The following is a 17,185-nucleotide window of genomic DNA, read 5'->3' on the forward strand; positions in this document are numbered from 1 at the left end:
CATGAACGCCGGACAGGCCGCCGCGCTCTCCCGCGCCACCGATGGCCGACGCCAGCACAAAGACTGGCTCAACCTCGTCGAGATCACCGGGCCGTTCCTCACCTTGCCTGTCCTGCTCGAAACGTGGCCCACTCTGGACCCCCTGGAAAGGGAACAGCGCGCGCCTTTACGCCTCCATCACGGCTTATGGTCCGACGACCCCTCCGCGGGCCGCGACGAATGGATCGCCTACCTGCTCCATGACCTCCTCGAGTGGGACGACGCGCTGCACTTACCCACCGGGGGCGAGGATCCGCTCCTCGACCGCCTCGCCCTACCCGTCCTCGAACACGACACCACGCTGCGCCCCGACTTCATCCTCATCGAGCCGGACAGCGACCCGGCCAACGACTCCGGCGACATCACCAAGAGCATCCCGCTGCTCGGCATGACCATCCCGGCAGGCAACCCTCCCACCTCCCGTCTCAAAGACGGTGACGGCTGGGCCGCGACCCCCGCCGATCGCATGGCGCGTCTCCTTCGCCACCACCGCATCGAACTCGGTCTCGTCACCGACGGTCGCTGGTGGTGCCTCGTCTGGGCCCCTGCGGGCGGGGTCACTGCCACAGCGCAGTTCGACGCGGTGGGCTGGAACGAAGCCGCCGAACGCGAGGTCGTTCGCGCGTTCATCTCCCTGCTGCGCAGATCCCGCTTCTTCAGCGTCCTCGACGACCAGACCCTGCCGCAACTGCTGCGCAAGAGCCTCGGCAAGCAGGAGGACGTCACCGAAGCCCTCGGCGTTCAGGTCCGCCAGGCCGTCGAATTGCTCGTCGATGCCATCGGCAGGGCCGACACCCGTGCCGTGGAACGCGGGGAACCTGGCCTCGACGCCCAAGGCGTCCAAGCCTCGCAGGTCTACCGGGGCGCGGTCGCGGTGATGATGCGCGTCGTCTTCCTGCTCTTCGCCGAGGAGCGCGGCCTGCTTCCGGCGGACAACGAGATCTACGCCAAGGCGTACTCGGCGGGCGGCCTGTGCGCCGAACTCGAAGCCCGAGCGGCGTTGGGCACCACCGCGGAGCTAGAGCAGAGCACGGCGGCCTGGCACCGGCTGATCGCTCTCTTCCACGCTGTGTACGGGGGCGTGGACCACCCGGAGTTCCACCTGCACGCTTACGACGGCTCGATCTTCGACCCGAAGGCCTACTGGTGGCTCGAAGGTTTGCCAGCGCCGGGTACCGACGCGGAGTCGGCCGGTTACACGCCTCTCCTGCCCATTAATGACCTGACAGTGCTCCACATGCTCCAAGCCGTCCAGCACGTCACCATTGGCACCGGCAGAAACGCCGAGCGCCGGACGCTCACCTTCCGCACCCTCGACGTCGAGCAGATCGGCTACGTCTACGAAGGTCTGCTCTCTTACGACGGCCGACGTGCCGAAGACACGGTGGTCGGGCTCATTGGCAGGAGTGGCCTGGAGGACGAGGTCTTGCTGACCTACCTCGAACAGCTCGCCCGCCCGCACGGGATCGGAGCTGGGGCTATCGGCCCGGTGGACGTCAGAGGGCTCGCGAAACGGCTCGCCGAAGCGCACAAGAACTCCGGCATCGGCTCGGCAGCCGCCTTGGAGAAGAAGCTCGCCCCGCTGTCCGAGTCGGACAGGGTGGAAGCTGAGCGGCTGCTCCACGTGGTCACCGGGGACACGGCGCTCGTCGCCCGGTTGCTGCCCTTCTTCGCACTCATCCGCCGTGACCTGCGCGATCTGCCCCTGGTGATCGGTGCGGGGTCGCTGTACGTCACGGACTCCGCCACGCGCAAGAACACCGGCACGCACTACACACCGCGATTCCTCGCGGAGAAGGTGGTGAAAGGCGCCCTACAGCCGCTGGTCTACGCCCCAGGCCCCCTGGAGACGGCCGATGAGGCGGCCTGGGTCCTGCGGTCCTCGCAGGAGATCCTGTCACTGAAGGTGACGGACATCGCCATGGGGTCGGCGGCGTTTCTCGTCGCGGCCTGTCGTTACCTGGCGGAGAAGCTGATCGACGCCTGGGTGAGGGAAGGTCACGAGGCCGCTACCGCCTTCCGCTCAGGCGCCCTCCCGACAGTATCCGGGATGGAGAACGACACCGACCCGGTGGTGATCAAGGCCAAGCGCCAGGTCATAGAACACTGCCTCTACGGGGTGGACATCAACCCGATGGCGGTGGAGATGGCCAAGCTCTCGTTGTGGCTGGTCTCCATGGACCCGCATCGACCGTTCACCTTCCTCGACGATCGGTTGGTGGTGGGCGACTCACTGCTGGGTGTCACCTCGTTGGACCAGGTCGAGGTCGTCCACTTGGACGCAAACGTCGGTCACAGGCTGCACAGGGATCGACTTTGGGATTGGACAGCCGGCGTGCGCACCCGGGTCGGGAGCGTCGCGGAAGAGAGGCGGGCTATCACGAAGATCGAAGGGACCGACCTCGCGAGCCTGGACCGCAAGCGCCAACTGCTGGACACAGCGCGCAAGCACATGGGGCGATTGACGCTCGTTGGCGACTTGGCGGCTGGCGCCGCTCTGGTCACAGCCGGGACGTCGCGCGACGCTGAGCACGAAGAAGCCGCCTTGCTGGCAGGGGAAGTCGCTTCACCACGCACCGCTGATGACGCGGAGGTAGTGCACAAGGCTCGCCTTCGTGCGATGGAGTGGCTGGCCAAGGACCGACCGGACGACGGCTTGGTCCGCGAGCCGGTTCACTGGCCACTCGTGTTTCCGGAGGTGTTCGACCAGGGCGGCTTCGACGCGGTAGTGGGTAACCCGCCATTTCTGGGGGGACAGAAGCTGACGGGAACCTTGGGCCAGGCGTACCGCGAGTACCTCGTCCTAGCGATCGGACGAGGTCGACGAGGTAGCGCTGACCTCGTGGCGTACTTCGCGTTGCGCGCACACCAGTTGCTGAACGCACGAGGACAGACGGGACTCATCGCGACCAATACCCTGGCCCAGGGTGATACCAGGGAAGTCGGGCTCGACCAACTGACGGAAGATGGCATCGAGATCCGCCGAGCGGTGAAGAGCGCCCCGTGGCCGTCCAAGTCCGCAGCCCTGGAGTACTGCGCCGTGTGGTCCAGCGCTGCTCCGGTCGCTCCAGAGGCGTCGCGGGTGTTGGACGACGTGGCAGTGCGTGGTATCACGCCTTCTCTGGATCCGAAGTCACGAGTCTCGGGCAAGCCGTACCGTCTGGTATCCAACCGAGGGCGATCGTTCCAAGGATCGAACGTGCTCGGCAAGGGCTTCATCCTCACCCCCGACCAGGCAGACGCCCTACTCCAACGCGACCCCCGCAACCAGGACATCCTCTTCCCCTACCTCAACGGCGAAGACCTCAACACCCGCCCCGACTGCACCGCAAGCCGCTGGGTGATCAACTTCCACGACTGGCCCGAGGAACGAGCCCGCACCTACCCCGACGCCTTCGCCATCATCGAACGCGACGTCAAACCCATACGCATGGCGAACAATCGGAAGGTCTATCGCGACTACTGGTGGCAGTACGCAGAGAAGCGACCAGCCATGGTCAGAGCCATCGCCGACCTTGACCGAATCCTGGTGGTAGCACTCGTCAGCAGAACCGTTATGCCAGCACGAGTGCTGGCTCGACAGGTCCTGGCACATAAGCTCGCAGTCTTTGCTACCAACCGATCCGCGGACCTCGCTCTATTATCCAGCACCTTCCACACCTCCTGGGCGTGGCGATACTCATCAACAATGAAGGCAGATCTCAACTATTCACCGTCCGACATCTATGAAACCTTTCCGCGACCCGCGTCGACCGTTCGAATGGAAGAAGCAGGAGATGCGCTGGATACGACGCGACGCGCAATCATGATCGAACGGCAAGCGGGATTGACGCGGCTCTACCACATGATCCACGACAGTTCCGTCTTAGACTCAGACATTCAAACACTTCGCGAGATCCATTCAAGCCTGGACGAGTCGGTGGCTGAAAGCTACGACTGGACCGACCTAGACCTGTCCCACGGCTTTTACGAAACTAGGCAGGGCGTCCGATTTACCGTCAAGCCTGCGACAAGGGTCGAGATATTAGACCGACTTCTCGAACTCAATCACGTGCGGTACGCGCGTTCCGCAAACGAGGTCCTGCCCTCCGTGACAACGAGACCGATTGCGCGCGCTACGACGGTCAGTACCCCCATGGAGAACACCATTTTCAACGTTTAGGTCAAAAGAGCGCGCCTTCCAGCCCTGATGGAAGGCGTTCTGACGTGGCCTTTCGCAAATCGGCCACCTCTCCATCGACTGACGCCCCTAATCTCCCGACGGAAGAATTCTGCGCATGATTAAGTGCAAGCAGTCGATCCAGCACTTCAATCCTCACGAAGGGGGCTACAGTAAATCTAACTCCCCGATCAGTGTTATGGAACCCGTGATGCAGAGGAAAGTCGCCCCATTTGTACGCATCAGATACGGCTCTGTCGAGCTCTACGTGCACATCCCTAAGAGTGGCGATATCGCGATCGTTGATAGAACTGTCATGGACCATGTTGTAGAGCTTCGTGAGCCCTATCCCTCGACTCTTCATGATCATCGATCGAGTTTTATCGAGTATCACCCCCGCATTTTTGGCTGCGGCCGTGCTGACCGGCCGCGGGAGTGTCTCATAAATGTCAGATGGAGTATATCGAAGATCGCCTTTGAGGCTGGATCCTCGTGCAATAGCCCAGCTGTAGTGAAAGTTGCTGCTGAGGAGAGCAAGGTCCGCGAAATCATCGGTAGCAAAGACAACCGCTGTCTCGCTGACCACTTGTCCCGTACGTACGAACACGGGGAGAGCCGTCTTGCTGACACGTGCTACCACCAGGATTCGGTCAAGGTCGGCGATAGCGTTGTAGAGATCCATGGCTGGACGAGTGAACCGCCACCAGATCTCGCGGCGGCGCTGATCGTTGTTCTTGGCTCGTTCGGGTTTGACGTCGCGTTCGATGATGGCGAAGGCGTCGGGGTAGGTGCGGGCTCGTTCCTCGGGCCAGTCGTGGAAGTTGATCACCCAGCGGCTTGCGGTGCAGTCGGGGCGGGTGTTGAGGTCTTCGCCGTTGAGGTAGGGGAAGAGGATGTCCTGGTTGCGGGGGTCGCGTTGGAGTAGGGCGTCTGCCTGGTCGGGGGTGAGGATGAAGCCCTTGCCGAGCACGTTCGATCCTTGGAACGATCGCCCTCGGTTGGATACCAGACGGCACCCGTCGTCTGCGGAGAGGAGGTGACTAACTCTCGAAGTGGACGCCGTAGCCGCATGCCAGCAGGTCCTTGGCGTGAATCAGGAGAGGGCGGCAGGCCGAGTAGCGATAGCCCTCCGCCGCAGAGCAAGCCGACGACTCGAGCCCGTGGCACTGGGTCGGCGCGAACTTGATGAGCGCCGGTATCTGTGCACAACCTCGCCAGTCCATGATGTCGCTCATGGATATCGAGGGGTTCATCGAAGCGCAGCGTGCCGATGGTTACTCACGGAACACGATCGGAGCTCGCGTGCGGTGCGTCAAGGCGATCGCGCGCCACGCTGGGACAACTGCCAGCAAGCTCACGCTCGACTGCGTGGTGGCGTACTTCGCGGACCGGGACCTTCGCCCCTGGTCCCGGCGAACCTACTTGAACCACCTCAAGGTGTTCGGCAAGTGGCTGGGGGTCGATCTGATCGAAGGGATCCGCAAGCCCCCTGCGCCGAGGTCCACGCCCGACCCGCTCTCCGAGCAGGACCTGAAGAAGCTGGTGGACGCTCAACAGGGCCCGCGAAAATTGTGGGTGCTGCTCGGCGCGTTCTGCGGCCTTCGTGCCCATGAGACGGCGAAACTCTCCGCTGGCGATGTGATCACGGGGGACGGCGGCGAAATCGTCCTGAGGGTGACCGGTAAGGGTGGGCGCACCGACGTCGTCCCCGTTCCACCGGTTGTCCTCGATGCTCTGGATCTGACGAAGAGCGGTCCGCTGTGGCCCGGGGTGCGGCCGGAGCGGGTATCTCGATCGGTCGCGACCGCGGCCTCCAGACTTGGCATCCGGATGCGGTATCACCAGCTCCGACACCGTTACGGCACAGCCGTGTACCGATCATCCGGACGTGACCTCCTGCTCACCCAGCGCCTCATGAGGCATTCGTCACCAGCGACAACGGCCGGGTACGCGGCTGTGGCGGACGATCAGATGCACGTGGTCGCTTATGCGTTGCCGGGTGCGGATCCTCAGGGAACCCGATCGACGCCGAAGAGGCGGGGCTCCGAGCCCTGCTCGACTTGTGGACCAGCCCGGCAGGGCAGGATCCCGCCGCGAAAATGAGCTCTACTCAAATGACGGACCGGACGAACAACGCCCGATAATGAGGTGTATTCGATTTTGCGGAGGTCCGCTTCGCGCTCACCCGCTCGATACTCTCAGCACCAGTACCGGTCGATGGGAGAGGACTTCGTTCATGCCCGATCAGCAGCCCGGCGCCAAGGGCTACGCGGTACCGCATCCCATCGACGAGGTGCCGCAGAGTTTCCTGGCGAGCGACTCGCATGACGTGCGGAGCGCGCTCGGGGAGTACATCTCCCGCGATCTCCTCGGCCCCTGGGACGGCGAGTTCGAAGAGCTGCCGCCGCACTCGGCCGGCCCCCTCGACCGCTATCTCGTCGGCATGCTGGGCCCTAAGCGCATACCCGCTGAGGCCAAGGACCACAACGCGGCAGCCCGCAGGGCGGCGCAAGAAGATGACGACGCAGCCAGGTTCAGCGGTGAAGGAGGCGGTCAGGACGCCGAGCTCCCGGAGCTGCTCACACCACAGGTCGCTGGCCGGATCTGGGCATCCTCCATGGGATTGTCCTTTGTTGTTCCCGCATCGATCGGCGAGATCAGCGTCGTGGCATCCTGGGGCAGCTACACCCAGAGTGAGTCACTGTCCGACTCCGCCCGATCCACCCGTCGCTGGATTCGTCGACCGGTCCGCCACAAACGGCAGATCGCCGTGAGCACCGTCGGCGACCAAGAGCCCCACCTCCTGGAGGGCGGGCACGTTGACCAGCCATCGGTCCAGCTTCGGGTCAAGGTACGAAGTCGGAGCGAAGGTTCCGACGGCGAAAGCAGCACGGAGCTGCGCGTCGTGGAGATCGCTCTCGTCAATGCTCTGGACGAGGCACGCGACCTGCGCGACGCCAACTGGCTCTTCCAGACCAAGCTCGAAGTCACCGGCTCGACCGAGGGCTCGGCCGTCTTCCTGCCGATCGACGACCCCCTGTTCCCTGGCAACGCCCGGCGAGCGTCCGAGGATCCCGAAGAACGCCGCTTGCGGCTCCTCTACCGCGACCACTTGCGTTATGCCGTCGGCCGCAACGTAGCCGTGCACCCCGAGGTGCGGAAGGGTGAACGCCGCGCGTACCAACTCGTCACCACCTGGCTACCCGTTTACGACGTCGCCGCGACCACCGCGCCCGGCGTCGAGCGACAAGCCCTCCTGACCGGTCTCGAACTCTCCATGGACAAGCTTTCCGCCCTTGCAGTTCCCGCGCACCGCGAGCAACTCGTCACCGCCCTTCGGCCGCTCTCGGACGGTTACGCGACCTGGCTCGTCCAGCAGCGCATGGACGCGCAGCGGCTTCCCGAGGAGCTGAAGACCAGCGCCGAAGTGGCCATCGACGATGCCCAGGACATCTGTGCCCGGATCTCTGAGGGCATCGACACCCTGCTCTCCGACCCCCTCGCACTCGAGGCTTTCCGCTTCGCCAACCAGGCGATGGCACTTCAGCGTCGCAACACCGCTCTGGTCAACCTGCGCGCTGCCTCCGAGGACGGCTCGCTGACGTACCGGCAAGCCAAGGCGGAAATCGACAGCAGGGGTGAAGCGGCTGCGAGCTGGTACCCCTTCCAGCTCGCATTCGTCCTGCTGAACCTGGCCTCCCTCAGCAACCCCGCGCACCCCCACCGCGGCACCGGTCACGAGGCACTGGTCGACCTGCTCTTCTTCCCCACCGGTGGTGGAAAGACCGAGGCATACCTCGGCCTGGCCGCGTACACCTTCGCGCTGCGCCGCCTCCAGGGAACCCTCGGCAGCGGTCCGGACGCCCGCAGCGGCGAAGCCGGTGTCGCCGTTCTAATGCGCTACACCCTGCGGCTCCTCACCGCGCAGCAGTTCCAGCGAGCCGCCGCGCTGGTGTGCGCCGCCGAGGTGCTGCGCCGCAAGGCGTACGACGGGGTTCGCGATGAGGCGGGAGCCTGGGTGACCGCTCCTGATCCCCGATGGGGGGCCACGCCCTTCCGCATCGGCATGTGGGTCGGTGGAACCGTTTCCCCGAACTGGTACAAGGAAGCCGCCGAGCAGGTCGCCGAAGCGCGGGAGGCAGGGCACGGCAAGGCCGCCCGCGCCTTGCAGGTGCTCAGCTGCCCTTGGTGCGGGGAGGCCTTAAGCGCCCATCGCGACCTGTCCACCGATGACGACCTCCGTCGCGTCTTCGTCTATTGCCCCCGCGGTGAGGGTAAAGACGCCTGTCCATTCTCCCGGCGCCTCTCGCCAAACGAGGGACTGCCGATCCTCACCGTGGACGAGGAGATCTACCGTCTCGTCCCCAGCCTGCTGATCGCCACGGTCGACAAGCTCGCCCAGCTGCCCTGGCGAGGGTGGGCAGGCTTGCTCTTCGGTCGGGTCTCCCAGCTGTGCCCCCGGCATGGCTACCGACACGAGGACCTGGACCAGGAAATCGGCTGCGGCGGCCACCACCGGAACAACCGCGGCGGCAAGGTTCAAGGTGGCCTGGGCAAGGTCGTTTCACAACCTGTCGCCCAACTGCGCCCGCCGGATCTGATCGTCCAGGACGAGATGCATCTGATCTCCGGTGCGCTGGGTACCACGGTCGGCCTGTTCGAGTCAGCGGTCGACCAACTGTGCACCTGGTCCTACACCGACGCGGAAGGCGGTGAGCACGAGGTCGGGCCTAAGATCATTGCTTCTACCGCGACCACCAAGCGCGCTGCAGAACAGGTGCTCGGGGTGTTCGGACGCAAGGTTGCGGTCTTCCCGCCCCAGGTGGTCGATGCGGGAAACACCTTCTTCTCGCTCCAAGTCCCCGTGACCAAGAACCAGCCCGGGCGACGCTACCTTGGTGTCTGCGCCCACGGCTTCCGCATCAAGGCCGCCGAGATCAGGCTTGCGGAAATTCTGCTGCTGGCCGGGCAGGACCTGTTCGACCAGTACGGGGCTCCCGCAGACCCCTACATGACTCTGGTCGGCTACTTCAACGCCACTCGCGAACTGGCGGGTATGCGCCGGTACCTGGACGACGACATCACCACCAGGGTGCGCCGCAACGGCTCCGCCAAGGGGATCGCCGACCGCATCGTCACCAAGTCCGGGATGCTCACGATCCAGGAGCTGACCTCACGGGTTTCCTCGGCAGACATCAACACGGCTCTGCGCAGGTTGGAAACGGGCTTCGACCCCGAGCACGACACCAGTCTGCGACGCAAGGCCTTCGCTGCGGAGGTGGCTGACGCCATCAAGAGCAAACCTCCTCGCAAACCCCGCGGTCAAGGAGCGAGCCAGGAACACAAGGGCGTCGACGCGGTGCTGGCCACCTCGATGCTGCAGGTCGGCGTCGACGTGTCGCGATTCGGGCTGATGATGGTGGTTGGCCAGCCGAAGAACACCGCCGAGTACATCCAAGCATCCTCCCGCGTGGGACGTGACCCGCAGCGACCCGGTCTCGTCGTCACCCTCTACAACTGGACCCGGCCGCGAGACCTGGCCCATTTCGAGGACTTCGAGCACTACCACTCGACCTTCTACCGCCAGGTGGAAGCCTTGTCCGTCACGCCCTACACCCGGCGGGCGTTGGATCGAGGCACCGCGCTCACGTACATCACCGCTATTCGACATGCTGCCTTCGAGCACTCGCACAACCTCGACGCCGGGACCCTCGACCTTGACGGACCGATTGCCCAGCGAGTGGAGAAGCGCCTGCTGGACCGAGCGGAGGCGGTCAGGGGTGAGCTAGCTCGAGGCTACTTCAAGGAGCGGATCGAGGCGCTGAAGGACTCTTGGCGCAACCGGCGGGAGATCGAAGCCAGCCTCGGCTACAGGGAGAAGAGGCTCAAGGATCAGAATGTCGCCGGGCTGCTGAAGAACGCAGATGGCGGCCGGTGGGACGAGTTGACAGTGCCGCAGTCTCTGCGCGAGACGGAGAACGAGATCAATCTGCTCTTCCCTGGAGGTGGTGACTTCGCCGGGCAGAGCGGCCCAGCGTGGCGGTTCAGGCCACCGAACGATGCGAACCGCAACGTGGAGGGGGCTCAGGGATGAGCGGCTCGTACTACCGCAGAGTTGGCGCGGCACGGCCCAGCCACCTGATGTACACCGGTGGCATCGGCTCACTGGTCGACCTGCCGAACTTCTCCGTTCTGGTCAAAGGTCTGGAGTCGTGGTCCTACAGCGGGGTGCACGACTACCACGTGGACGAACCGCGACTCCGCACCGCCGTCAACCGTGCGCTACAACTCTATGGGTCGGACCAGATCACCGAGCTGCGGTCAGCCCCGTGGATGGAGGGCGCGGACCAAGACCCCAAGGGCGAAGCTGCCCAGCAGATCGGTGCGCCGGTTATCCCGTTCCCGCAATGGCTGCGCTGTACCGCGTGCAACGAACTGGGTTCGCTTGATTCGGGCACGTTCCGCTTCGCGAACTCAATACCGAGAGCTCCGCATGAAGCCAGGTTCACTCATGTCGGCTGCGGAACGAGGAAGAAGGAGCCGCTGGCCGTGGCCGCCCGCTTCCTACTCGCCTGCACTGCCGGGCACCTCGACGAGTTCCCCTACATCGCCTTCGTCCATCACGGCGGATCCTGTCCCAAGGGAGTTTCCGTGCCGCGGATGAAGATGTTCGACCACGGTGGAAACCAAGCGGCCAGGGTCACGATCAGTTGCACACCGTGCGGCATGCGCCGCAACATCCAGGAAGCCCAGGGAGCGCAGGGTGAGCAGAACCTGCCTGCATGCCGGGGCAGGCACCCGCACCTGGATGCCTTCGACACCGAAGGATGCGACCAGTCGGCGATGCTGCTGGTGGCAGGCGCGTCCAACCAGTGGTTCCCGATCACGCTAAGCGCTCTCGCGCTGCCGCAGACCGGCGGTGAAGGGACGGCGAAGCTGGTCGAGGCGCGATGGGAGGAACTACGCGGGGTGACCAGCCAGGCTGCCTATGACCTGCTGGTCAGCATCCCCATGTTCAGCTACCTCCAAGAGCATGATCCAACCGCCTTGATCGCCGCCGTACAGGCCCGACATGCTGCGCAAGCAGGAGCCGCCATGCCGCAGAAGGTCGGCCAAGAAGACCTGTTGACCCCAGAGTGGGAAACGCTCTCAGCAGTCAAGGTACCTAGCCCCACGGACGACTTCGCCCTGGTGCATGTCCCCGTGCCCAACTCGCTCACCGGCCTGTTCTCGCACATCCGCCAAGTCGAGAGATTGCGTGAAGCCCGGGCCCTTATCGGGTTCACCAGACTTGACGCGCCGGACCCGGAAGACCCCGACCTGGTAACCCGCGTCGAACTCAGCCGCACTTCGCAGAAGTGGATCCCGGCGAGCGAGGTTCGCGGTGAGGGGATCTTCCTCAGGCTCGACGAAGGCCTGGTCACCGACTGGGTCACCAGGGTCGAGAAGTCGGCGCAGATGGCCGCTCATCTGGAGGCTTACAAGCGTTTCCGAACCAACCGCCGTTCTGATCGGCTCACCGGCGCGTTCGATCCGGAGCGCGGCTGGCCCGGCGAGCGCTACATCGCCTTGCACACCTTGTCGCACTTGCTGATCAGAGCGATCGCGCTCGATTGCGGATACGGTTCGGCCAGCCTTGCGGAGCGCATCTACGCGGGCACCGAGGACGACCCCCGAACCGGCATCCTCATCTACACCGCCGTGCCGGACTCTGAAGGCACTCTCGGCGGCTTGGTAACGCTCGCCGAGGAGGAACACTTCGAGCGGATCGTGCGAAGCGCCTTGGCCAGCGCCCTCCACTGCTCTTCGGACCCGTTATGCGCGGACCGGCTTCCTCAGGCCCCTGCCGATTTCCTCCACGGCGCAGCGTGCCACGTCTGCCTCTTCGTCTCGGAGACGACGTGCGAGCGGGGCAACCGCTTCCTCGATCGGAGCTTTCTCGTGCCAATCGGCGACGACCCGTCCATCGTGCTGTCCCCGAAGGAGCTGACGGGATGAGCAGCGCGGAGTTCGAGGCGGCAGCCGCCGAAGCGGTCACCGTGCTCGGACCCGCCCAGGTCAATGACCTCGCGGGGCGGTTGGCTGAGGGGCGCAGTCGTGCGTACATCCTGCACGCGGTTCGGATGCGTACCGCAGGCCCTACCGTCAATCGCCTGTTGAACGCTTTGGACCTCGCTGGCATATCCACTAGCGAGGCGGCGATGTATCTACGCGGCTTCGCAGCCGCTTGGACGCAGCAGCGGGAACTGACAGAGGTGCAGCCGGTGTGGAGTGGACCACCCACTCCCGGGGTACCGGTCCGGTCAACAGCCCAGGTGCTGGTCTCTGTTGTCGGTCAGGCGACGACGGAGGTTCTGGCGATGACCTATTCCGCTGCTGCCTACAAGCCGTTGACGGCGGCCCTACGTGCAGCGGCGGAGCGCGGAGTGGAGGTGGACATCGTGGTGGAGACGATCCAGGGTGCTGGCGGTCTGCTGAGCGGTCCCGAACCAGCCCGGGCTTTCTCGGAACTGGTCGGGTTCACGGCCGTGCGACTCTGGCACTGGCCACTGGACCAGCGGGAGGAACGAGGTGCTCGGCAGCACGCGAAGATCCTGGTGGCGGACCGACGGGTGCTCTTCCTCAGCAGCGCGAACCTGACTGCCTCCGGAGCGCATCACAACATCGAAGCAGGCGTTCTGATCCGCGGCGGCACCGCCCCGGCCCGCTCCGCAGAGCACGTCAAGGAGCTGCAACGACGGGGAGTGCTGCGGCCGTTGAAGTAACCGTCCCAGCAAACCCCGGTTCGGACACGAGGATGAACGACCGGTGAGGCGAAGACCAGTCGAGCAGTGCTTACCACTCGGCTGACGCTGGTGGTCATCCCCTCAGCTGCGCAATTGGAAACCCGCCTGGGCAGCTTCTGCTGCTCAGGCGGGTTTCTCGTGCCAAGCCGAGGTGCTGGGCTGGAAGAGGTTGGTCAGGGCTCGTCCTCGTCTGGCTGGAGGGAGAGGGAGGAGTGGATTGAGGTGGTGTCAGCGGAGGTGTCCCATTGGGCTTTGGTGGCGTCGGTCAGGGAGTTGCCGGGGATGGTGACGGCGTCGTCGTCTTCTTCGGGGGTGGAGGGGGGTGGGATGGACATGCGGGTCTCCTCGGTTCGGGGGTTGCGGTGCGGTCCACGAAGGGGTCGTGGACCGCACCACGGCTGGTGGGTCAGGCGCCGAGGAGGGGGATGTCGTTCTTGCCCTGGTGGTAGTCGCGCAGGGCGGCGACGATTTCCTCGACGGTCAGGGCGCCGTCGCGGTCGGTGTCGATCTTCTTGAAGGCGGTGTCCGCGGCCTGCTCGTCGACGTTCATCGCCTTCATCCAGCGCTTGAACTCCGGCGGGCTGATGCGGCCGTCGCCGTCGGTGTCGCAGATGTTGGCGATGGCCTCGATGGTCGGGCGCAGGGAGCGGTCGAAGCCCGCGTTGCCGCCCTGGATGAGCTCCTGCTCGCCCACGTTCTGGAACTCGTCGAAGCTCACCGCCCCGTCGCGGCTGACGTCGGCCCGGTCGACGAGCTTGTCCCACATCTCCCGGTAGGCCGACAGCAGCGCGCGGCCCTTGATGCTGCTCTCCTGCTCGCCGAACGCCTTGAGGATGCGCTTGGCCTCGTTCTCGTAGTCGGACTTGTCGATCGCCCCGTCGCCGTTGGAGTCCCACAGCTCGAATCGGCGCTTGAGGCGGCTGTCCTGGATGGTGGCGGTCACGGTGCTGCCTTTCTTCTCGGACGGAGTGGTGCTGTGCTGCCCGGAACGGTCGGCCTGTTCCGGAAGTCGGTTGCTCACCGGCCCGCGATGACGAACGCCGCGGCGGCGACGGTGGTCCAGCCGCCCAGCGCGATCTGCAGCGGGACCAGCTTCGCCCGCGGCCGCAGGGCCTGCAGGGCGTCCTCGATGGACCGGCCGTGGACGGCCCGCCAGGTCCCCGCGACGTGCGCGGCGGTGAAGACGACGGCCGCGACCATCAGGCCCAGGCCCACGGTCGGCCCGCCGAGGGCGTAGACCGCGGCGCAGGCCGTGCCGCCGCCGATGGCGACCATGCCGGTGGCGACGCCCATCGACCGGCTCAGCCCCATCACGCGCACGCAGGTGCGGATGTCGAACGCCTCGTCCTCCGGCCAGTCCTCGGCGGTGTTGACCAGCACGACGCCGATCTGGCTGACCCCGAAGCCCGCGATCGCGGCGAGCACCGGCCAGCCGACCGGGCCGGGCAGGGCGTTGGTGATCATCAGCATCGGCAGCCAGTACAGGATCAGGATGAGCGCCGGGATCTGCCAGATGCCCGCGCCCTTGAGGTGCAGCGGCGGGATCGAGTACTGCGCGCCCAGGACCAGCGTCGCCGCGACCAGCGCGGGGACCTCCCAGCGGCCGGTGGTCGCCCAGAGGTAGCAGCCCAGGCCGAGCGCCGCCGCCCCGGTGACCCGCAGCTGCCAGCGCACGTTGCGCACGCCGAGCCCGTACACCGCGTCGGAGAGCCTGGTCTTGTAGATCGCGTCGAGGTCGCGGTCGGCGACGACGTTGGTCATGTCGATGAAGTGGATGCCGCACAGCGCCGTCAGGAACGCGATCAGGTACGTGGGGCCGAGCAGCTCGGCGCCGGAGCCCAGGATCAGCAGCGGCGGGATCAGGTAGATCGCGACCTCGACCGCGAGGAACTCGATGCGCCGGATGCGGGCCAGGTAGAGCAGGCGGCGCCGGAACCCGAGCCGGGCGGCGGGGTCGGCGGTGCGGGTGGACGCCGCCGGGGCGCCATCGCTAACGGTCATACGCTCCCTCGTTCCGCTGGTCGACGCCGCGGTCGACCGGTGTCATCAGAGGATTTGGATGCGCTGCAGGTGCCGGGACGGGTCGTCGCGGAAGGCGTTGCGGCCGTGCACGAGCGCGTGGTTGTCGACGACGACGATGTCCCCGTCGCGCCACTGGTGGTGGTAGCAGACCTCGGGCGCGTGCAGCCGCTCGCGCAGGTCGGCCAGGAAGGCGGGCACCTCGGGCTCGGGGATGCCGGACACGGTGAGGAACAGCGGGTTCAGGTAGTCCCCGGGCGGCAGCGGCTCGGCGTAGCGGATGATCGGCGCGCCGGTTGCCGGGTGGGTGGCCAGCAGCGCGGCGGTGGTCCGGCCGCCGTAGTGCTCCACCTTGTCGGTCCGGTAGGTGATGCTGACCGACGCCCACCGCTCGCGGGTCGCCGCGTCCGCCCGCTCGATGACCGCGGTGGTGTCGCAGAAGACGGTCTCACCGCCGCCGCCCGCCCGCGGGGCGCGCACGCACTGGAAGAGGAAGAACCGGGGGGTGGCCGCGGCGAAGGCGCCGTCCCAGTGGAACGGCACGTCGCCCCTGGCGAACAGGTAGTTGCTCGGGTTCTCCTGGACGACCAGGTCGAGGACCTCGCCGAAGTCCCAGCGCAGGATCTCCCCCCAGCTCCCGGCGTAGGCGATCAGCTCGTCCTTGGCCAGCAGGGGGAAGCCGCGCAGCACGGTCACCTTGGACTCGATGGTCCAGCGCTCCAGGGTGGCTGGCGGGATGTCGCGCAGGTCGGCGGGGCCGTCGGCGGTCACCACCTGGCCGAAGGGCTCCAGCGCGATCCGGGTGGGGGTTGCGGCCTGGCTGGTCACGATGCGACCTCCTCGGCGGGCACCCGCGGGTGCACGTAGTGGCTCGGCCTGCCGTTGCGCCAGATCAGCGAGGCGTTCATGGCCTCGGCCTGGCTGCGCTTGACCAGCGTGTAGGCCATGCCGTCGTCGACGACCACGCCGTGCCACGGGGTCAGCCAGCTGTCCCTGGTCCGGATCAGGTGGAAGCCGATCTTGCGGGCGTGGCAGGGCTGGGGGTGGATGGACAGCCGCAGCGAGTCCGGGAACGCCTCCCCGACCAGCTCGCCCCAGGCCCGGCTGCGCTGGATCATCGCGTAGGCGAGGTCCTTGCAGGCCACGCGCAGCTTGCTGCGGCTCAGGCCCGGGTGCAGCGGCGCCTGGTCCTCGACCATGAACCGGTGCATCCCGTTGAACAGCGAGCGGGTCGCGGCGTCCGAGCGCACCTGGCGGCGGATCTCCTCCACCGGGGTGGCGTACCGGGAGACCAGGCGCTCGCGCATGGCGTCGTAGGCCTCGCGGCCGAAGGCGTCGTCGAGGGAGTAGAGCCCGACCGCGCCGCCACCGGTCGCCTGGATGATGCGGCGCAATTCCTCGCGGTAGCCGGTCACGTCCGCGTCCGGAATTCCCAGCAGGTCGGAGAAGACGTGCCCGTCGGAGCAGATCGTGATTCGCGCGCCGGGCGGATAGACGTGGGCGACGTGCTCGCAGAACGATTGCAGGAACTCCACCGCCAGCCGCTCCCCCAAGTCGGGCAGCGAGCCGACCACCTTGCGCGGATTGCGCGACTTCGCCGGGAAGCCCGGGATCACGAAATGGATCGGCTCGCCGCGCAGAATGGCGCCTCTGGTCCGCTCCCAGTGCACCGCGTAGCACTCCTCGCACGGCCGCAGCACGCACGGGTCGGCCGGGGACTCGGTCCGGCGGGCGCGGAACACCAGGGCCAGGACCTGCCGAATCGTCCTGCGCACCGGCAGCGGGTCGGCCGGTCGGGCCTGCGCCCCGGACTCCCCCGCGTCCGGCTCCAGCGTTTGGGTCATGACCTGCGGCCCCACCGGGCAGCACCGCGCTGAATGGACGGGTGGAACTCTTCCGCAGAATTCGGGAGCCGCCGGTTCACCTGACCACCACCACGCATCGCACCCTTTCCGCCAGGCCACGACGGGAAATGCGCCGCGGCGGCCAATTGTCCGTTCTTTGCATTCCCGACGCTAGCACCGGTGTTGATCCCCCGCGCGGCTGCACGAAAGGGTGATCGGGCTCATTTTCACGCTTCGAGTAATCCGCGCAATTCCGACCGGATCGAGTGAGGCGGGGTTCGGCCCCCGGCGGGTTAACGGGTCACCCCGCGTGATCGGCCCCGGGTCGCGCCACTCAA

General features: G+C 66.1%; 11 protein-coding genes. 5 read left to right on the plus strand and 6 right to left on the minus strand.

Annotated features, from left to right (window positions below; genetic code table 11):
* Nucleotide 1: 1 nt before the first annotated feature.
* A complete protein-coding gene (locus ACWEPX_RS28850) occupies nucleotides 2-4,201 on the plus strand; it encodes an Eco57I restriction-modification methylase domain-containing protein (RefSeq protein WP_451900403.1) in 4,200 nt (1,399 codons plus the stop codon).
* A 1-nt stretch (nucleotide 4,202) separates the two neighbouring features.
* Here ACWEPX_RS28850 and ACWEPX_RS28855 read toward each other — a convergent pair whose 3' ends face one another.
* Nucleotides 4,203-5,168, minus strand: coding sequence for a type IIL restriction-modification enzyme MmeI (locus ACWEPX_RS28855; RefSeq protein WP_451900404.1), 966 nt, complete (start codon nucleotides 5,166-5,168; stop codon nucleotides 4,203-4,205).
* 263 nt (nucleotides 5,169-5,431) lie between these two features.
* On the opposite strand from ACWEPX_RS28855, the gene ACWEPX_RS28860 reads away from it, so the two are divergent.
* The 4 genes from ACWEPX_RS28860 to drmC all read left to right on the plus strand — a co-directional run bounded on the left by ACWEPX_RS28860 (nucleotide 5,432) and on the right by drmC (nucleotide 12,963).
* Complete coding sequence (locus ACWEPX_RS28860; RefSeq protein ID WP_451900405.1) at nucleotides 5,432-6,301, plus strand: tyrosine-type recombinase/integrase; 870 nt, start codon at nucleotides 5,432-5,434, stop codon at nucleotides 6,299-6,301.
* Nucleotides 6,302-6,434: 133 nt separating this feature from the next.
* Complete coding sequence (gene drmA, locus ACWEPX_RS28865) at nucleotides 6,435-10,292, plus strand: DISARM system helicase DrmA (RefSeq protein WP_451900406.1); 3,858 nt, start codon at nucleotides 6,435-6,437, stop codon at nucleotides 10,290-10,292.
* Complete coding sequence (gene drmB, locus ACWEPX_RS28870) at nucleotides 10,289-12,196, plus strand: DrmB family protein (RefSeq protein WP_451900407.1); 1,908 nt, start codon at nucleotides 10,289-10,291, stop codon at nucleotides 12,194-12,196. The genes drmA and drmB overlap by 4 nt, the downstream gene beginning before the upstream one ends.
* Nucleotides 12,193-12,963: a DISARM system phospholipase D-like protein DrmC gene (drmC, locus tag ACWEPX_RS28875; protein WP_451900408.1), complete on the plus strand. Its 771-nt coding sequence runs from the start codon at nucleotides 12,193-12,195 to the stop codon at nucleotides 12,961-12,963. The genes drmB and drmC overlap by 4 nt, the downstream gene beginning before the upstream one ends.
* A 194-nt stretch (nucleotides 12,964-13,157) precedes the next feature.
* Here drmC and ACWEPX_RS28880 read toward each other — a convergent pair whose 3' ends face one another.
* The 5 genes from ACWEPX_RS28880 to ACWEPX_RS28900 form a co-directional block, all read right to left on the minus strand.
* Nucleotides 13,158-13,319 (minus strand): hypothetical protein, encoded by a 162-nt coding sequence (locus ACWEPX_RS28880; RefSeq protein WP_451900409.1) that lies wholly within the window; start codon nucleotides 13,317-13,319, stop codon nucleotides 13,158-13,160.
* Between the two features lie 71 nt (nucleotides 13,320-13,390).
* Complete coding sequence (locus ACWEPX_RS28885; RefSeq protein WP_451900410.1) at nucleotides 13,391-13,927, minus strand: EF-hand domain-containing protein; 537 nt, start codon at nucleotides 13,925-13,927, stop codon at nucleotides 13,391-13,393.
* A 74-nt stretch (nucleotides 13,928-14,001) separates the two neighbouring features.
* Nucleotides 14,002-14,985, minus strand: coding sequence for a UbiA family prenyltransferase (locus tag ACWEPX_RS28890; RefSeq protein WP_451900411.1), 984 nt, complete (start codon nucleotides 14,983-14,985; stop codon nucleotides 14,002-14,004).
* Nucleotides 14,986-15,030: 45 nt separating this feature from the next.
* Nucleotides 15,031-15,831, minus strand: a complete 801-nt coding sequence (locus tag ACWEPX_RS28895) for a TauD/TfdA dioxygenase family protein (RefSeq protein WP_451900412.1) — start codon at nucleotides 15,829-15,831, stop codon at nucleotides 15,031-15,033.
* The gene (locus tag ACWEPX_RS28900) at nucleotides 15,828-16,847 is read right to left on the minus strand and encodes an L-tyrosine/L-tryptophan isonitrile synthase family protein (RefSeq protein WP_451900413.1); all 1,020 of its coding nucleotides are present in this window, start codon (nucleotides 16,845-16,847) and stop codon (nucleotides 15,828-15,830) included. Before ACWEPX_RS28900 ends, ACWEPX_RS28895 begins: the two co-directional genes overlap by 4 nt.
* Nucleotides 16,848-17,185: the final 338 nt, after the last annotated feature.

This window comes from Actinokineospora sp. NPDC004072 (assembly GCF_053604195.1).

Bases quoted from the DNA above. Each gene is read 5' to 3' on its own strand.
- ACWEPX_RS28890 (WP_451900411.1), bottom strand. From the start codon at position 14,985: ATGACCGTTAGCGATGGCGCCCCGGCGGCGTCCACCCGCACCGCCGAC.
- ACWEPX_RS28900 (WP_451900413.1), bottom strand. From the start codon at position 16,847: ATGACCCAAACGCTGGAGCCGGACGCGGGGGAGTCCGGGGCGCAGGCC.
- ACWEPX_RS28860 (WP_451900405.1), top strand. From the start codon at position 5,432: ATGGATATCGAGGGGTTCATCGAAGCGCAGCGTGCCGATGGTTACTCA.
- drmA (WP_451900406.1), top strand. From the start codon at position 6,435: ATGCCCGATCAGCAGCCCGGCGCCAAGGGCTACGCGGTACCGCATCCC.
- ACWEPX_RS28850 (WP_451900403.1), top strand. From the start codon at position 2: ATGAACGCCGGACAGGCCGCCGCGCTCTCCCGCGCCACCGATGGCCGA.
- ACWEPX_RS28880 (WP_451900409.1), bottom strand. From the start codon at position 13,319: ATGTCCATCCCACCCCCCTCCACCCCCGAAGAAGACGACGACGCCGTC.
- drmC (WP_451900408.1), top strand. From the start codon at position 12,193: ATGAGCAGCGCGGAGTTCGAGGCGGCAGCCGCCGAAGCGGTCACCGTG.
- drmB (WP_451900407.1), top strand. From the start codon at position 10,289: ATGAGCGGCTCGTACTACCGCAGAGTTGGCGCGGCACGGCCCAGCCAC.